This is a genomic window from Pseudomonas kulmbachensis (assembly GCF_963681935.1).
Lineage (GTDB): Bacteria > Pseudomonadota > Gammaproteobacteria > Pseudomonadales > Pseudomonadaceae > Aquipseudomonas > Aquipseudomonas kulmbachensis.
The window spans coordinates 2,155,402-2,172,181 of the sequence record NZ_OY817088.1; the positions used below are offsets into that span (position 1 = coordinate 2,155,402).

Consider the following 16,780-nt stretch of genomic DNA (forward strand, 5'->3'; position numbering starts at 1 on the left):
CGAGTGATTGGGTCGCGGATTTAGCGGCTGAGTGGTTACAGATCACGCTCTACCCGGAACCCGATCCAGTCGCCACGGGTTTGCGGGTAAATATCGTTGCGGTTGCCCGAGCGGGAGAACACCGGCGCCTCACCCCAGTCGTTGCCGCGAATCTGGTGCAGTTCGCAGGTGCTGTCAGTGACCCAGGCGCTGCCGTCGGCGGGCGCACCGATGTAGTCGTTGTGCTTGCAGTCCGCCAGCCACTCATAAACGTTGCCGTGCATGTCGTATACGCCAAATGCGTTGGCCGGGTAGCTGCCCGCCGGTGAGGTGTAGCTGTAGCCATCGGCGGGGCCGTAGGTGTTGGCATGTTTGGCAATGCTGTATGCCTTGCCTTCATCCATCGGGAACGGGAAAGGCCCGGTAGACCCGGCCCGTGCAGCGTATTCACGGGTGGCCTCGCTGACCATGCGATACGGTTTGGCGGTTTTTTTGGAAATCCAGCTGACGTAGTTTTTGACGTCGTTAAAGTCCATGCACACCGCTGGTTGGCGCGGCCCTTGGGGATAGCGCGGTTTGCTGGCGATGCAGGCGCGCCCCGGGCGGTCGTCGCCATCGGCAATCGTGACTCCGGTCTCCTTGATATACGCATCGAACTCGCCCGCTGTGATCTGGAAGCGGCTGATGGCAATCGGTTTGCTGAAGGTCACGGTGTGCATCGGGCCTTCATCAGGTTCGCGCCCGACTTCATCTTGCGGTGTGCCCATGACGAAACTGCCAACGGGCAGTACCACCATTTCAGGGCAATGCTTGCAGTCCTTGAAGACCGTGCCCGGTGGTGCGGGTGGGTTGGCCTGGGCCAATGCGGGTATGGCACTGGAAAACAGGGCGGTGAGGGGCAAGTAATACAGTGGCTTCAACTTAAACATGGGCTGTGGTTTCACTTTAGTGAGTGGGTGCTGGCCTGGCGGCTTTTTGCACGGTGTCCCAGACGCGCAAAAAGTTGCCGCCCCAGAGTTTGGCTATGTCCGCCTCCGAGTAGCCGCGCTGCAGCAGCTCGGCGGTGACGTTGCGGGCCTCGCTGACATCCTTCCAGCCATCCAGGCCGCCGCCGTCGTTGAAGTCGGAACTGATACCGACATGGTCGATGCCGATCTTTTTCACCGCATAGTCGATCGCATCGCCGTAATTCTTGAGCGTGGCTTTGGGTTCTTGTTCGACGATGCTGTACAGGCCGCTGGCGTATTGGCCGAAGCGCTGTTCGGGCCACACGGTAATGATCGCGTCGCCGGGCATCAGGGCCATTTCCAGATTGCGCAGCGGCGGTAAATCGAACTGGCGGCGCAGGGTATTGAGTTTGTCCTGGCTGTCCTGGCTGAGCGGGCGCAGATAGGTGCCGAAACCCACAATCTGCACGACCCCGCCACTGTCTTTGATCAGTTGCATTTCCTTGTCACTGAGGTTGCGCGGGATGTCTACCAGGGCCCGTGGCGCTGAGTGCGAGGCCACCATTGGGGTGCGGCTGAGCTGGCTGACTTGCTCCAGGGCTTTGCTCGACATTTGCGACACGTCAATGATCACGCCCAGGTCGTTTAGCCGCTGCACGGCCTGTTTGCCGGTCGCGGAAAGGCCGTTGAGCGCATCCGGGGTGTCATTGAAAAAGGGCAAGGGGCGTGAGGAGTCGGCCCACTGGTTATTGCCCACATAGCTGAAGCCAAACATGCGCATGCCGCGCGCGGCCCATTGGTCGAGCTGGTTGAGGTCGTTACCCAGTGGATAGGCGTTGAGCATGCTGATGAAAATCGCAAATTTGCCCTCGCCGTGTAGTCGCCTGAAGTCATCCGGGGTGTAGGCAATTGCCACTTGATTGGGGAAGTCACGGACCATTGCACTGATGATTTGGTAGCGCGCCTCCTGTTCATTGCGCGCCGCTGCGACAAACCCGTCAGTTGGTCGATGCGGGGCGTTGGGCCCGTTCCAGATTTCCGGCCAGGCAAAGATCGTCAACGCAGCACCCGACAAGCGCCCCTTGGCCGTCTTCACCAGATCGAACTGGCCAGGGCCATCCTTGTCGGCTTCATTGCCTGCTGTACCAAACTCCAGTGGCACAGTGATATGGCTGTCGAAGGACAGGACCCGCGTTTGCAGCTCATCTGCTTGTTTGATGATGTTCAGCGGGTATCCCGCATTGCCTTTGTAGAAGCTGTCCCAGACCACAAACCCGCCACCGATGGCAGCGGCCAGCACTAGAGGAAGTCCGATCAACAGGGCTTTTTTTGCACGTGGTTTAGTCATTGCCTTCTCTGTAGGAATCCGCAGGCGCAGGGCCTTTGCTATCAGAAAAGAACGAGGAGCAAGGCCCGGAATTTAATCGGCAGTCTGGAATGGTGAATCGTTCTATGGGTAGAACGATGAATGTCAAAAAATCAGACTACTCATATCCACGAATCGAATCTAAGCTTGTGACCATGATTTACAGGAGGTGCAACATGAAAAAGATTCTTGGTGTTTACGCAGCCCCCCGCCCTCATTGGGTAGGCGATGGTTTTCCGGTTCGCACGATGTTTTCGTACGACAGCATGGGCAAACACATCAGCCCGTTCCTGTTACTCGATTACGCCGGCCCCGCAGAGTTCTCGCCAACCACAGAACGTCGTGGTGTAGGTCAGCATCCGCATCGCGGGTTTGAAACCGTAACTATCGTCTACAAGGGCGAAGTCGAGCATCGCGATTCCACCGGTAACGGCGGGGTGATCGGGCCAGGTGATGTGCAGTGGATGACCGCCGCGTCGGGGATCCTGCATGAGGAGTTCCATTCCGAGGCGTTTGCCCGCAGTGGCGGCGCGCTGGAAATGGTTCAGTTGTGGGTCAACCTGCCAGCTCGGGACAAAATGTCCGCGCCGGGGTATCAGGCAATTGTGGATCAGGAAATTCCTGATCTGGCGCTGAAAGACCATGCCGGGCGTTTGCGGCTGATTGCCGGTGAGTTCGACGGCAAGCGCGGTCCGGCGCATACCTTTACGCCGATAGACGTGTGGGATATCCGCTTGAATGCAGGCAAGTCGACTACGCTCGATTTGCACCAAGGCCGCAACACCGCGTTGGTGGTGCTGCATGGCGCAGTTGAGGTCAATGGTCAGGAAGTGGTGCGTGAAGGGCAGTTGGCGCTGTTTGAACGCGACGGTACACAAATTCGTCTTGAGGCCAATAACGATGCGGTGCTGTTGATTTTGAGCGGCGAGCCGATCGACGAGCCAATCGTGGGGCACGGACCGTTTGTGATGAATACAGACGCCGAAATCCAGCAGGCATTTGTGGACTTCCAGTCGGGCAAATTTGGCCGGATGCCCGCGTAGACATAACGCACTAAACCGTAGCTCCAGGTCATGAATGTTCATGGCCTGGCCATTTGTATCTTCTTCCAGAGAGTGAAATCCCATGACAACTTCTTACAAACGTTTGGACAAGGACAATGCCGCCGTTTTGTTGGTGGATCACCAGGCGGGCTTGCTGTCGCTGGTAAGGGATATAGATCCGGACAAGTTCAAAAATAACGTGCTGGCGCTGGCCGATCTGGCCAAGTACTTCAACTTACCAACCATTTTGACCACCAGTTTCGAAACCGGCCCCAATGGCCCACTGGTGCCCGAGCTGAAGGCCTTGTTCCCGGAGGCGCCGTATATCGCTCGTCCCGGTCAGATCAATGCCTGGGATAACGAAGACTTCGTCAAGGCGGTCAAGGCCACCGGCAAGAAACAGCTGATTATTGCTGGAGTCGTGACGGAAGTCTGTGTGGCGTTCCCGGCACTGTCCGCATTGGCTGAAGGCTTTGAGGTGTTTGTGGTGACGGATGCTTCCGGTACGTTTAACGAGATCACCCGGAATTCGGCCTGGGACCGGATGTCGTCTTCAGGGGCGCAATTGATGACCTGGTTCGGCCTGGCCTGTGAGCTGCATCGCGACTGGCGCAATGACGTTGAAGGCCTGGGTGCGTTGTTCTCCAACCACATCCCGGACTACCGCAACCTGATCACCAGCTACAGCACCTTGACCGCTGGCAAATAAACGATAGGTGAACGCGAACTCGGAGCAGTTGCCGAGGGCCGCAAGCGGCTACAGAGATACTTCAACCGTGGGAACGAGCCTGCTCGCGAAGATCATTCGCGAGCACGTTCGCTCCCCACATGTGGCTTGACCTGTAACAGAGTCGCTACAGGTTTTGAGCGATGCTCACACCCGCTCGAAAATCACCGCTATGCCCTGACCGCCGCCGATGCACATGGTCGCCAGGGCGTAGCGGCCCTGTATGCGGTGCAGTTCGTGGATGGCCTTGGTGGCGATGATCGCACCCGTGGCGCCTACCGGATGGCCCAGGGCAATCCCCGATCCGTTGGGGTTGACCTTGGCCGGGTCCATGTCCAGTTCCTGCATTACAGCGCACGCTTGGGCGGCGAAGGCGATATTGGCTTCGATAACGTCCATGTCCTCGATCTTCAATCCCGCCCGTTTCAGTGCCAGCCGCGTCGCTGGTATTGGCCCCAAACCCATCAGTTCAGGCTCTACCCCGGCATGGGCATAGGCCACGAGCCGCGCCATGGGCGCAAGGTTGCCAGCTTGAACCGCAGCGCCACTGGCCAATACCAGCGCCGCTGCACCGTCATTGAGCCCCGAGGCATTGCCTGCGGTCACGCTGCCGTCCTTTTTGAACGCCGGTTTCATCTGCGCCAGCTGTTCCAGGGTGGTGGCCCGTGGGTGTTCATCCTGACTGAACAGCACGCTGCCTTTACGGCTGCGTACCTCGACTGCGGCGATCTGGCTGTTGAAGTAGCCCTGGGCGATGGCCCGGGCTGCACGCTGCTGATCTTCAAACGCCAAGGCATCCTGGGTCTGACGGCTGATGCTGTTGCGCTCGGCGATGTTCTCGGCAGTGATGCCCATATGAATGCCGTGGAACGGGTCGTGCAGAATGCCAAGCATGTAATCGAGCATCTGCGCATCACCCATGCGCGCACCCCAGCGGGCTGCTGGCAGCAGGTATGGGCCGCGGCTCATGGCTTCGGCACCGGCGCCAATGGCGAACTCGGCGTCGCCGAGCATTAGCGTATGGGCGGCCGAAATAATCGCCTGCAAGCCCGAACCGCACAGGCGATTGACATTGTAGGCCGGGGTTTCCTTGGGAATTGCGGCGTTGATCGCGGCGACTCGCGCCAGATAGGCGTCCTGGGGCTCGGTCGGGATCACGTTGCCCATTACCACGTGGCCGATGCGCTCCGGGTCGACCTTGCTCGTCAGCAGCGCAGCTTTTAGCGCGGTGGTAGCCAGATCGGCCAAGGGTACGTCCCTGAGTGCACCACCAAAGGTGCCGATGGCCGTGCGCTGGGCGCTGAGGATGAATATTTCAGAAGCTTGCATGGCGGGTCCTTATTGTTTTATTGGGCCAAATGAGCGGGATTATTTCACCAGAATACGGGGTTGTGAGTCGTCCGTTTGAGGTGCAAGCGTATCGACCTGGCTATCGAGCAGTGTCATGAAAGCATGGGCGGCATTGGACAAGGTGCGTTCGGTATGCACGATGTAACCCAACTGCCGGGTCAACTGGATACCGGGCAAGGTGATCGAGGCCACTTGTTCGTCAAGCATGGTGCGCGGCAGCACGCTCCAGGCCAGGCCAATGGAGACCATCATCTTGATGGTCTCCAGGTAGTTGGTGCTCATGGCGATATTGGGCGTCAGGCCCTGGGCTTCAAACAGGCGATGGACAATATGGTGGGTAAAGGTGTTGCCGCCCGGGAACACTGCCGGATGGCGCGCAATATCGGCCATGCTGACGGCCTTTTGTCGGGTCAGGCTGTGCTCCGGGGCGACCACGAAATCCAGCGGGTCGTCCCATACCGGCACGGCACGGATCAGCGAGTGAGGCTCAGGCGCCAGGGTGATCACAGCCAGTTCGGCGCGGCCATGCAGAATTTCGTCGTAGGCTACTTCTGAATCGAGAAACTGGATATCCAGCGCGACCTTGGGGTAAGTGCGGGTGAATTCACGCAGTAAAGGTGGCAAACGGTGTAGGCCGATGTGATGACTGGTGGCCAGAGTCAGGCGCCCGCTGACCTCGCCATTGAGGTTGTTCAGCGCCCGGCGGGTGTCATCCAGAACGTTGAGAATCTGATAGGCCCGCGGCAGTAAGGCTCGTCCCGCCTCGGTCAGGCTGACCTCACGCCCCAGCCGGTCGAACAGCCGGAGCTTGAGTTGCTGCTCGATGCTGGCGATGCGTTTACTGATGGCGGGCTGGGTCAAAAACAGCCGTTCGGCGGCCCCGGAGAAGCTTCCGGTTTCAGCAATGGCGATAAAAGCATTGAGATTCGCGAGATCCATCTATTCGAATTCCTGTTGGTTATCCAAAGCATGAAAATTATGAATTTGAGTTATTCACTGTAACGCCATAGGATCGACCTCACAAGCCAAGTGGTTATTGGCACAGAAAAGTAGCTGATGAGGAAACCGTCTGATGGCCGGCAAAACGCTCTACGACAAGCTCTGGGATTCGCATTTGGTCAAGCAGCGCGACGATGGCTCGGCGCTGATCTACATCGACCGTCATATCATTCACGAAGTGACGTCGCCGCAAGCCTTTGAAGGCCTGCGTCTGGCCGGGCGCAAGCCTTGGCGCATCGATGCCAACATCGCGACCCCGGACCACAACGTACCGACCACGCCAGAGCGCAAGGGCGGGATCGAAGCGATTGCTGACGAGGTTTCCCGTCTGCAGGTGCAAACCTTGGACGATAACTGTGACGAGTACGGCATCACAGAATTCAAGATGAATGACGTGCGTCAGGGCATCGTTCACGTGATCGGCCCGGAGCAGGGCGCGACCTTGCCGGGCATGACCGTGGTGTGTGGCGACTCGCACACCTCGACCCACGGTGCTTTCGGCGCATTGGCCCACGGCATCGGCACTTCCGAGGTTGAGCATGTGCTCGCTACGCAGTGCCTGGTGGCGAAAAAAATGAAGAACATGCTGGTGTCGGTTGAAGGGCAATTGCCGTTCGGCGTGACCGCCAAGGACATCGTACTGGCAGTGATCGGCAAGATCGGCACTGCAGGTGGCAATGGTCACGCCATTGAATTCGCAGGCAGCGCGATTCGCGAGTTGTCGGTTGAAGGCCGCATGACCATTTGCAACATGTCCATCGAGGCGGGCGCCCGTGTGGGGCTGGTGGCGGCGGATCAGAAGACTGTCGACTACGTAAAGGGTCGCCCATTTTCGCCAAAAGGCGCCGAATGGGACTTGGCAGTCGAAGCCTGGAAAGACCTAGTGTCCGATAGTGACGCCAAGTTTGACAGCGTAGTTGAACTCGACGCCGCACAGATCAAACCGCAAGTCAGCTGGGGCACTTCGCCCGAGATGGTCCTGGCGGTTGATCAGAACGTGCCGGACCCGGCGCAGGAAGCTGATCTGGTCAAGCGCGGTTCGATTGAGCGTGCGTTGAAGTACATGGGGTTGACTGCCAACCAGGCGATTACCGATATCCAGCTGGATCGCGTGTTTATCGGCTCGTGCACCAACTCGCGGATCGAGGATCTGCGCGCTGCAGCGGTGATTGCCAAGGGCCGCAAAGTAGCCTCCACCATCAAGCAGGCGATTGTGGTGCCGGGTTCGGGGCTGGTTAAAGCCCAGGCCGAAGCGGAAGGGCTGGACAAGATTTTCCTCGAGGCCGGTTTTGAATGGCGCGAGCCAGGTTGCTCGATGTGTTTGGCGATGAACCCGGACCGTCTGGAGTCCGGCGAGCATTGTGCATCGACCTCCAACCGCAACTTCGAAGGCCGTCAGGGCGCCGGTGGCCGTACTCACCTGGTGAGCCCGGCAATGGCCGCCGCCGCCGCTGTGAACGGTCGTTTTATCGACGTCCGCGAATTGATCTAAGGAGCGCAGCATGAAAGCTTTTACTCAGCACACGGGTTTGGTCGCTCCTTTGGATCGCGCCAACGTCGACACTGACCAAATCATTCCCAAGCAGTTTTTGAAGTCGATCAAGCGCACCGGCTTTGGCCCTAACCTGTTTGATGAATGGCGCTATCTGGATGTGGGGCAGCCGTATCAGGACAACTCCAAGCGCCCGTTGAACAAGGATTTCGTGCTCAACGCCGAGCGTTATCAGGGTGCCAGCGTGTTGCTGGCCCGTGAAAACTTCGGTTGTGGTTCCAGCCGTGAGCACGCGCCCTGGGCGTTGGAAGAGTACGGCTTTCGCAGCATCATCGCGCCGAGTTATGCCGACATCTTCTTCAATAACAGTTTTAAAAACGGTCTGTTGCCGATCATCTTGAGTGACTCGGAACTGGATGAGTTGTTCGCCCAGGTAGAAGCCGAGCCGGGTTACCAGCTCAGTATCGACCTTGAAGCGCAGACAGTGACCCGCCCGGATGGCAAGGTGCTGAGCTTCGAGATCGATGCGTTTCGCAAGCACTGCCTGCTCAATGGTCTGGACGATATTGGCCTGACCTTGCAGGACGATGTGGCGATTGCCGCCTTTGAAAGCAAGCACCGTGCAAGCCAGCCGTGGTTGTTTCGCGACGCGTGATTGCATTAGATCTTCGTAGCAGCTGCCGCAGGCTGCGTCCGGCGACGCAGTCGTCGTGAAGTCAGAGAATGCGTTTTTTCAGGCTTTACGATTGCTTCGCAACCGAACGTAGCCTGCGGCAACTGCTACAGGTATGGCGCCACTCTTGGAAAGGACATCATCATGACCAGCACCGCCCAGCACAGTCAGGTTGTACAAAAGCAGTTCGGCGAGCAGGCTGCGGCCTATCTGAGTAGTGCCGTGCATGCGCAAGGCACTGAGTTCGGGCTGCTAAAGGCCGAATTGACCGGCAAGTCCCAGGCGCGTGTTCTTGATCTGGGGTGTGGCGCGGGTCATGTGAGCTTTCACGTTGCCGCGCTGGTTAAAGACGTGGTGGCCTACGACCTGTCGCAGCAGATGCTCGATGTCGTGAGCGCAGCGGCAATCGATCGTGAGCTGGGCAATATCAGCACCGTCTGCGGTGCCGCCGAGCGCCTGCCGTTCGCCGATGGTGAGTTCGATTACGTGCTGAGCCGCTATTCGGCGCACCACTGGAGCGATCTGGGCCTGGCCCTGCGTGAAGTGCGCCGGGTGCTTAAACCGGGCGGTGTGGCGGCGTTTATCGATGTGATTTCTCCAGGCAGCCCGCTGTTCGACACCTATCTGCAAAGTGTCGAGGTGCTGCGCGACACCAGCCATGTGCGTGATTATTCGACCGCCGAGTGGCTGCGCCAGGTGAGTGAGGCCGGTTTGCATACGCGCAGCACACAGCGTCAGCGTTTGCGTTTAGAGTTCAGCTCCTGGATCGAGCGTATGCGTACGCCGCAGGTCATGAGTGCCGCCATTCGCCAGTTGCAACAGTCGATGGGCGCGGAAGTTCGCGATTATTTTGAAGTTGAAGCCGATGGCTCGTTCAGCACCGATGTGCTGGTGCTTTGGGCTGAGAAGTAACCCTAAAAATTTCAGGATGCGCCTGCGGGGGCATCAAAAGACAAGAAAGAGGAACCCATGAGCAAGCAGATTCTGATTCTCCCAGGCGACGGTATTGGTCCGGAAATCATGGCCGAAGCGGTCAAGGTGCTGGCGTTGGCCAACGACAAGTTCAAGCTGAACTTCGAACTGACCCATGATCTGATCGGCGGCGCGGCCATCGACAAGCATGGTGTACCCCTGGCTGACGAAACCCTGGAGCGCGCCCGCGCTGCCGACGCTGTCTTGCTGGGTGCTGTGGGTGGTCCGAAATGGGACAAGATCGATCGTGATATCCGTCCTGAGCGCGGCCTGCTGAAAATTCGTGCGCAATTGGGCCTGTTCGGCAACTTGCGTCCGGCGATTTTGTATCCGCAACTGGCCGACGCGTCGAGCCTCAAGCCTGAAATCGTCGCGGGCCTGGATATCCTGATCGTCCGTGAATTGACTGGTGGCATCTATTTCGGCGCTCCACGCGGCACCCGCGAATTGGAAAACGGTGAGCGTCAGGCCTATGACACCCTGCCGTACAGCGAAAGCGAGATCCGTCGCATCGCCCGTGTCGGTTTCGACATGGCCCGTGTACGAGGCAAAAAACTGTGCTCGGTAGACAAGGCCAACGTACTGGCGTCCAGCCAACTGTGGCGTGAAGTGGTCGAACAAGTGGCCAAGGACTACCCGGACGTCGAACTGAGCCACATGTACGTCGACAACGCCGCCATGCAACTGGTGCGTGCACCGAAACAATTCGACGTGATCGTGACCGAGAACATGTTCGGTGACATCCTGTCCGACCAGGCTTCGATGCTCACCGGCTCCATCGGCATGCTGCCGTCGGCGTCGCTGGACACCAACAACAAGGGTATGTACGAGCCGTGCCACGGTTCGGCGCCGGATATCGCAGGGCAGGGCATTGCCAACCCGCTGGCGACCATTCTGTCGGTGTCGATGATGCTGCGTTACAGCTTCAACCAGACCGCCGCTGCCGATGCCATTGAGCAGGCAGTGAGCCTGGTTCTGGACCAAGGCTTGCGTACGGGTGACATCTGGTCGACGGGTTGCACCAAGGTCGGAACACAGGAAATGGGCAACGCAGTAGTCGCGGCGCTGCAGAATCTGTAATCTCTCGGGCCCGTTACTTCCTGTTGGTGGAAGTAACGACCCCACTTTTTGTTAAAGGTGTAGTTGCGATGAAACGTGTAGGTCTGGTCGGTTGGCGCGGTATGGTTGGTTCCGTGCTCATGCAGCGGATGCTGGAAGAGCAGGATTTCGATCTTATTGAGCCGGTGTTTTTCACTACTTCCAATGTCGGTGGACAAGGTCCGTCCGTGGGTAAGGATATTGCCCCGCTCAAGGACGCTTACAACATTGAAGAGCTGAAAACCCTTGATGTGATCCTGACCTGCCAGGGCGGCGACTACACCTCTGAGGTGTTCCCGAAGCTGCGTGAAGCAGGCTGGCAAGGTTACTGGATCGATGCGGCGTCGACCCTGCGGATGCAGGATGACGCGGTCATTGTTCTGGACCCGGTCAACCGTAAGGTGATTGACCAACAGCTGGATGCGGGCACCAAGAACTACATCGGCGGCAACTGCACGGTCAGCCTGATGCTGATGGGCCTGGGCGGTCTGTTTGAAGCCGGTCTGGTGGAATGGATGAGTGCCATGACCTATCAGGCGGCCTCGGGTGCCGGCGCGCAGAACATGCGTGAACTGATCAAGCAAATGGGTGCTACCCATGCAGCCGTTGCAGATCAACTGGCTGACCCTGCCAGCGCCATCCTCGACATCGACCGCCGTGTGGCTGAAGCCATGCGCAGCGATGCGTACCCGACCGAGAACTTCGGCGTGCCACTGGCTGGCAGCTTGATCCCGTGGATCGACAAAGAGCTGCCAAACGGTCAGAGCCGCGAAGAGTGGAAGGCGCAAGCAGAAACCAACAAGATCCTGGGTCGTTTCAAAAACCCGGTTCCGGTGGATGGTATCTGCGTACGTATCGGCGCGATGCGTTGCCACAGCCAGGCATTGACCATCAAGCTGAACAAGGATGTGCCAATCGCTGATATCGAAGACTTGATCAGCCAGCACAATCCTTGGGTCAAGCTGGTGCCGAATCAGCGTGAAGCCAGTATCCAGGAGCTGAGCCCGACTAAAGTGACTGGCACCCTGAATGTGCCGGTCGGCCGTCTGCGCAAGCTGAACATGGGTTCGCAGTTTCTCGGTGCCTTCACCGTGGGCGACCAGTTGCTATGGGGCGCGGCAGAGCCGTTGCGCCGCATGCTGCGGATCTTGCTGGAGCGTTAACCCGCCCCCGGCAGCCCAAGGCCCGCCTCTCGCAAGAGAGGCGGGCTTTTTATTGGATTATCAGGTGGCAATTAACCGTAGCAGCTGCCGAGGAACGAAGGCTGCGTCCGGCGACGCAGTCGTCGTAAAGCCTGAGCCTACGGTCTACCTGTTAAACCGCGTACACAGGTTTTACGATTGCTTCGCAATCGGACGCAGCCATCGTTCCTCGGCAGCTGCTACGAGTCGTCATCAGTCATCAAATATGCCGGTTGCGTTGCCTACCGAGGTTGTGCCCGGTACAGTGCCGCTCCCCACGTTTCGCCTGAGGTAGACACATGAGCCAGTCCTTTGATATCGCCGTCGTTGGCGCCACCGGCACTGTCGGCGAAACCATCGTACAAATACTGGAAGAGCGCAATTTTCCGACAGCGGATTTGCACTTGTTGGCCAGCAGCGAGTCAGCTGGACATTCGGTGCCTTTTCGCGGCAAAAACGTAAGAGTGCGTGAAGTCGATGCGTTCGACTTCAGCAAAGTGCAGTTGGTGTTCTTTGCCGCAGGCCCAGCCGTGACCTTGAGCTTTGCCGCCAAGGCCAGCGCAGCTGGCTGCATCGTTATCGACTTGTCCGGAGCATTGCCTTCGGCCCAGGCGCCACAGGTGGTGCCCGAGGCTAATTCGCAAGTACTGGAAGGTTTGAAAAAACCGCTACAAGTCAGCAGCCCAAGCCCTTCAGCCACAGCCCTGGCAGTGGTCCTGGCCCCTTTGCGCGGCTTGCTGGATATGCAATATGTCAATGTGACCGCGTGCCTAGCGGTATCTGCTCAAGGTCGTGAAGCGGTTTCCGAACTGGCGCGTCAAACCACTGCGTTGTTGAATTTGCATCCGTTGGAGACCCACTTTTTTGATCGCCAGATGGCTTTTAACCTGTTGGCACAAGTTGGCAAGCCAGACGCTCAAGGCCATGTGCCGCTGGAAAAACGCCTGGTGACTGAGCTGCGCGAAGTGCTGGGCATGCCAGCGCTGAAAATATCGGCCACTTGTATTCAAGCACCGGTGTTTTTTGGCGATAGCTTTAGTGTGTCTGTGCAGTTGGCCGGGCCGGTGGATCTGGATGCGGTCAATGCCGCACTTGAAGCGGGCGACGGTATCGAGCTGGTTGAAGACGGAGATTACCCTACTGCGGTTGGAGATGCGGTCGGCCAAGACGTGGTGTACGTCGGGCGGGTGCGCCATGGTGTGGACGACACGTCGCAACTCAACCTGTGGCTGACCTCGGATAACGTGCGTAAAGGTGCTGCGCTGAACGCAGTGCAGTTGGCTGAGTTGTTGATAAAAGACCAGCTGTAAAAGATACTTGGCGCCAATTTGTAGCAGGTTGTCACAGGGTTCCAGTGCCGGTCATCGCAGTTAAGCTGCTGTCAGGGCTTGCAGGTTTAAAGGGGTGATGTGTCTGGCGGCAAAGCCCCGGACCATGCCTTCAGGCAGCAGCTATGCAGGTCTCGTGGGACGAGGTCTGTACCAAAAAGGAAGAGGCTATGGTTCAGGTTCGCAAATTAGTGTTAGCAATCGCCGCCGCTTCGGCGCTGTCATCCGGCATGGCGCAGGCGCTTGAGCTCGGGGAGCTGACCCTTAAGTCGACTCGCAACCAGCCGCTGCTGGCGGAAATCGAGTTGCTCGACGTCAAGGATCTGACTGCCGCGCAAGTTGTGCCGAGCCTGGCCGCGCCACAGGAATTCAGCAAGGCAGGCGTGCCGCGTCCGGCATTTCTGGATGATCTGCATTTCACTCCGGTGATCAATGCCAACGGCAAGAGCGTGCTGCGCGTTACTTCCAGTCAGCCACTGTCCGAACCTTTCGTGAAATTCCTGGTGCAGGTGATGTGGCCAAACGGCCGCTTGATGCGCGACTACAGCGTGTTGTTCGATCCGGCAAAGTTCTCGCCCCAGACGGCCGCTGCGGCAACATCGGCATCTGCCGAGCCTGCGCAATACACCACTTCGTCCCGTGACACCCTATGGGAAATTGCAGCGAAGGCCCGCAATGGCGGCTCGGTGCAGCAGACCATGCTGGCGATCCAGGCCCTGAACCCCGACGCCTTTATCAACGGCAATATCAACCGTCTTAAAACCGGCCAGGTGCTGCGCCTGCCGGATGCTTCGCAAAGCGCCCAATTGCCTCAGGCCAAGGCCGTTAGCGAAGTCGCGTCACAGAATGCCGACTGGCGCAGTGGGCGTCGTACCGTACCGCTGGCGCAACAGCTGGATGCAACCGGTCGCAAGTCCGCGTTGCCGCCTGCTGCAAAAACCACGACTCAGGATGGCTTGAGTCTGGTTTCGGGCCAGGCTGGCAAAGGTGCTGCCGGGGACGCCAAAAGTGTCAGCGACAAACTGGCAATGGCCCAGGAGGGCCTGGATACCAGTCGCCGTGAAAATGCCGAGCTGCAAAGCCGGATGAAAGATTTGCAAAGCCAATTGGACAAATTGCAGCGCCTGATCGAATTGAAAAACGATCGGTTGGCCAAGCTTGAGGCCGAAAGTGCAGTGCCTGCGATAGCGGCGCCTGGCATACAGCCTGCAGATTCGCCTGAAGCCGATATTGCCCCGGCAGTCGAGGGCGCGCCTGCTACCGCTGTAGCGCCAAGCCCAGTCGAAAATGACGTGACGCCAAGCTCCGAACGAAAAATTCAGGATCTGCTGGGTAGCCCGCTATTGCTCGGACTGGTCGGTGGCGGGGCAGTCTTGCTGCTGCTCTTGTTGCTGTTGTTGGCCCGTCGTCGCAAAGCCCAGCAGGCAGCGCTAAAGCATGCGCGAATGGCCCGTGAGCTCGAAGATGAGTCCGACTTTGCGGTTGATCTGGACATGCCGCAAAGCAGTTTTGAAGGGTTGGAAACGCCGGCGCGCAACGTCAAGCTTGAGTCGGCTCCGGCTCCAGTGCCAGTGCCAGTGCCTGTGGTTGAACCCGTAGCGCCCGTTGTCGCGGCGGTATCATTGACCAAACCTGCTGCCGAGGTGTTGGAGCAGGCCGAGAAGCTGATCGAGCAGCGCCAGTTGCCTGAGGCCGCAGCGCTGCTTGAAGCGGCGTTGGAGCAAGCGCCGCAGCGCAGTGATTTGCGCCTCAAGCTGATGCAGGTCTATGGCGAGCAGGGCGAGCGTGATGCGTTTGTCGCGCAGGAGCGTCAACTGGTTGCCAATGGCAAAAATCACGCGCAGGTCGAGCAGCTCAAAAAGCGCTACCCGGGCATGGTTGTGGCTGCGGCAGCGGGCATTGCCACGGCGGCAGTTGCTACACAGCTGCAAGCACAGTTCGTTCAGGAAATGATGCGTGACGATCGCGAGGTCGAAGCAGAACCTGAGCGGGTGGTACCGGTTGAAGAATTTGATCACGATTTTGATCTGAGTCTCGATGAGCTTGAAGAGGCTTCACCTGCCGTGTTGTCCGCGGACTTGAATCTCGGCAAGCCGGCCGCCGACAGCTTTGAGGCCGTGCTTGAACAACAGGCCGAGGTTCAGGCCGCTCGTGAAGAAGTGACGGACTTCGATCTGGACCTGCCTGCGGACTTCGATTTGTCCCTGGCTGACGAGAGCGCCCCTGTGAGTGCGGCGCCGGACAGCTTTTCGCTGGAGCTGGACAAGGTCAATGCCGAGCTGCAGCGCTTGTCGCAAAGCCTTGAGCAGCCGTCGCTGGCTGAGCCTTTTGCCGATGATGAGCCTGAATTCGATTTCCTGTCGGGTGCCGATGAAACAGCCACCAAGCTGGATCTGGCACAGGCCTATATCGACATGGGCGATGACGAAGGCGCGCGGGATATCCTGACCGAAGTCATGGAGGAGGGTAATGCCCAGCAGCAGGCTGAAGCGCTGGAAATGCTGTCGCGGTTGACCTGATGCAGCACTTGTAGCAGCTGCCGTAGGAACGAGGCTGCGTCCGGCGACGAAGTCGCCGTAAAATCTGAATGCCCGGCCTTACAGGAAGATCGTGCATTCAGGATTTACGAGCGCTTCGCACTCGAACGCAGCCTCGTTCCTTCGGCAGCTGCTACGCGGTTTTGCGTGCCCCGCCGTGAAATGTTTCATGGCGTCTTGCCGGGTGGGCCTTATAATGGCTGCCTTTGCGTTTATGAGCAGGCTGTAAGTCCTTGGCAAATATAGATAACCCAGCCGCTGAAATGGCTGAGGAAGGTTTTTTCCGAATCGCGCTCGGCGTGGAATACAAAGGCTCGCGCTATAGCGGCTGGCAGCGTCAGGCCAATGGTGTGCTGACCGTCCAGGAAACCCTGGAAAATGCCTTGTCAAAAGTCGCTGCCTCGCCGGTTTCATTGATGTGCGCCGGGCGTACGGATGCCGGTGTGCATGCCTGCGGACAAGTCGTGCACTTCGACACTCAGGCTGATCGCTCCTTAAAAGCCTGGGTGATGGGCGCCAACATCAACTTGCCCCACGACATCAGCGTCAGCTGGGCCAAAGTCATGCCTGCAGACTTTCATGCGCGCTTCAAGGCTATCGCCCGTCGCTACCGCTATGTGATCTATAACGATCAGATCCGGCCTGCGCACCTGAATCAGGAAATCACCTGGAACCACCGTCCGCTGGATGTCGAGCGCATGGCCGAGGCTGCCCAGTACTTGCTGGGTGTGCATGACTTCAGCGCCTTTCGTGCGGGTCAATGCCAGGCCAAGTCCCCAATCAAGGAAATGCACCATCTTCGGGTGACCCGTCACGGTCGGATGATCGTGCTGGATATTCGTGCCAGCGCATTTTTGCATCACATGGTGCGCAACATCGCCGGGGTGCTGATGACCATCGGGACGGGTGAGCGGCCAGTGGAGTGGATCAAGGAGGTATTGGAGAGCCGTACCCGCCGCTCTGGTGGTGTGACGGCGCATCCTTATGGCTTGTATCTGGTGCAAGTTGAATATCGCGATGAGTTCCAGTTGCCGGAACGTTACATTGGGCCTCATTTCTTGACTGGTTTTACCGAACTGGACGGCTGA

At 58.4% G+C, this 16,780-nt stretch carries 14 protein-coding genes; 10 read left to right on the forward strand and 4 right to left on the reverse strand.

The window, feature by feature from the left end; genetic code table 11:
* Positions 1-35 precede the first annotated feature (35 nt).
* Positions 36-908 (reverse strand): dihydropyoverdine dehydrogenase, encoded by an 873-nt coding sequence (gene pvdO, locus U5A05_RS09785; RefSeq protein WP_261741908.1) that lies wholly within the window; start codon positions 906-908, stop codon positions 36-38.
* Between the two features lie 16 nt (positions 909-924).
* Positions 925-2,274 carry a pyoverdine-tailoring dipeptidase-like protein PvdM gene (pvdM, locus tag U5A05_RS09790; RefSeq protein WP_321836223.1) on the reverse strand — a complete coding sequence of 450 codons (1,350 nt, stop codon included), beginning with the start codon at positions 2,272-2,274 and terminating at the stop codon, positions 925-927.
* Positions 2,275-2,468: 194 nt separating this feature from the next.
* On the opposite strand from pvdM, the gene U5A05_RS09795 reads away from it, so the two are divergent.
* Both U5A05_RS09795 and ycaC read left to right on the forward strand, forming a co-directional pair.
* A complete protein-coding gene (locus U5A05_RS09795) occupies positions 2,469-3,335 on the forward strand; it encodes a pirin family protein (protein ID WP_261741910.1) in 867 nt (288 codons plus the stop codon).
* Between the two features lie 82 nt (positions 3,336-3,417).
* A complete protein-coding gene (gene ycaC / locus U5A05_RS09800) occupies positions 3,418-4,044 on the forward strand; it encodes an isochorismate family cysteine hydrolase YcaC (protein ID WP_261741911.1) in 627 nt (208 codons plus the stop codon).
* Positions 4,045-4,209: 165 nt separating this feature from the next.
* On the opposite strand, the gene U5A05_RS09805 is transcribed toward ycaC, so the two are convergent.
* Positions 4,210-5,391 carry an acetyl-CoA C-acyltransferase family protein gene (locus U5A05_RS09805; protein ID WP_321836224.1) on the reverse strand — a complete coding sequence of 394 codons (1,182 nt, stop codon included), beginning with the start codon at positions 5,389-5,391 and terminating at the stop codon, positions 4,210-4,212.
* Between the two features lie 39 nt (positions 5,392-5,430).
* Positions 5,431-6,351, reverse strand: a complete 921-nt coding sequence (locus U5A05_RS09810) for a LysR family transcriptional regulator (RefSeq protein ID WP_261741913.1) — start codon at positions 6,349-6,351, stop codon at positions 5,431-5,433.
* Between the two features lie 133 nt (positions 6,352-6,484).
* Between U5A05_RS09810 and leuC the strand changes: the two genes are divergently transcribed.
* From leuC to truA, 8 genes are all read left to right on the forward strand, one after another.
* Positions 6,485-7,903, forward strand: coding sequence for a 3-isopropylmalate dehydratase large subunit (leuC, locus tag U5A05_RS09815; RefSeq protein WP_261741914.1), 1,419 nt, complete (start codon positions 6,485-6,487; stop codon positions 7,901-7,903).
* A gap of 10 nt (positions 7,904-7,913) precedes the next feature.
* Positions 7,914-8,558 (forward strand): 3-isopropylmalate dehydratase small subunit, encoded by a 645-nt coding sequence (gene leuD / locus U5A05_RS09820; protein ID WP_261741915.1) that lies wholly within the window; start codon positions 7,914-7,916, stop codon positions 8,556-8,558.
* A gap of 162 nt (positions 8,559-8,720) precedes the next feature.
* A complete protein-coding gene (locus U5A05_RS09825; protein ID WP_261741916.1) occupies positions 8,721-9,488 on the forward strand; it encodes a class I SAM-dependent methyltransferase in 768 nt (255 codons plus the stop codon).
* A gap of 57 nt (positions 9,489-9,545) precedes the next feature.
* Positions 9,546-10,628, forward strand: a complete 1,083-nt coding sequence (leuB, locus tag U5A05_RS09830) for a 3-isopropylmalate dehydrogenase (RefSeq protein ID WP_261741917.1) — start codon at positions 9,546-9,548, stop codon at positions 10,626-10,628.
* Between the two features lie 68 nt (positions 10,629-10,696).
* Positions 10,697-11,809, forward strand: coding sequence for an aspartate-semialdehyde dehydrogenase (asd, locus tag U5A05_RS09835; RefSeq protein ID WP_261741918.1), 1,113 nt, complete (start codon positions 10,697-10,699; stop codon positions 11,807-11,809).
* A 317-nt stretch (positions 11,810-12,126) separates the two neighbouring features.
* On the forward strand, positions 12,127-13,137 hold the full coding sequence (locus U5A05_RS09840; protein WP_321836225.1) for an aspartate-semialdehyde dehydrogenase: 1,011 nt from the start codon (positions 12,127-12,129) through the stop codon (positions 13,135-13,137).
* Between the two features lie 188 nt (positions 13,138-13,325).
* Positions 13,326-15,674 carry a FimV/HubP family polar landmark protein gene (locus U5A05_RS09845; RefSeq protein ID WP_321836226.1) on the forward strand — a complete coding sequence of 783 codons (2,349 nt, stop codon included), beginning with the start codon at positions 13,326-13,328 and terminating at the stop codon, positions 15,672-15,674.
* A 281-nt stretch (positions 15,675-15,955) separates the two neighbouring features.
* Positions 15,956-16,780 (forward strand): tRNA pseudouridine(38-40) synthase TruA, encoded by an 825-nt coding sequence (truA, locus tag U5A05_RS09850; RefSeq protein WP_261742412.1) that lies wholly within the window; start codon positions 15,956-15,958, stop codon positions 16,778-16,780.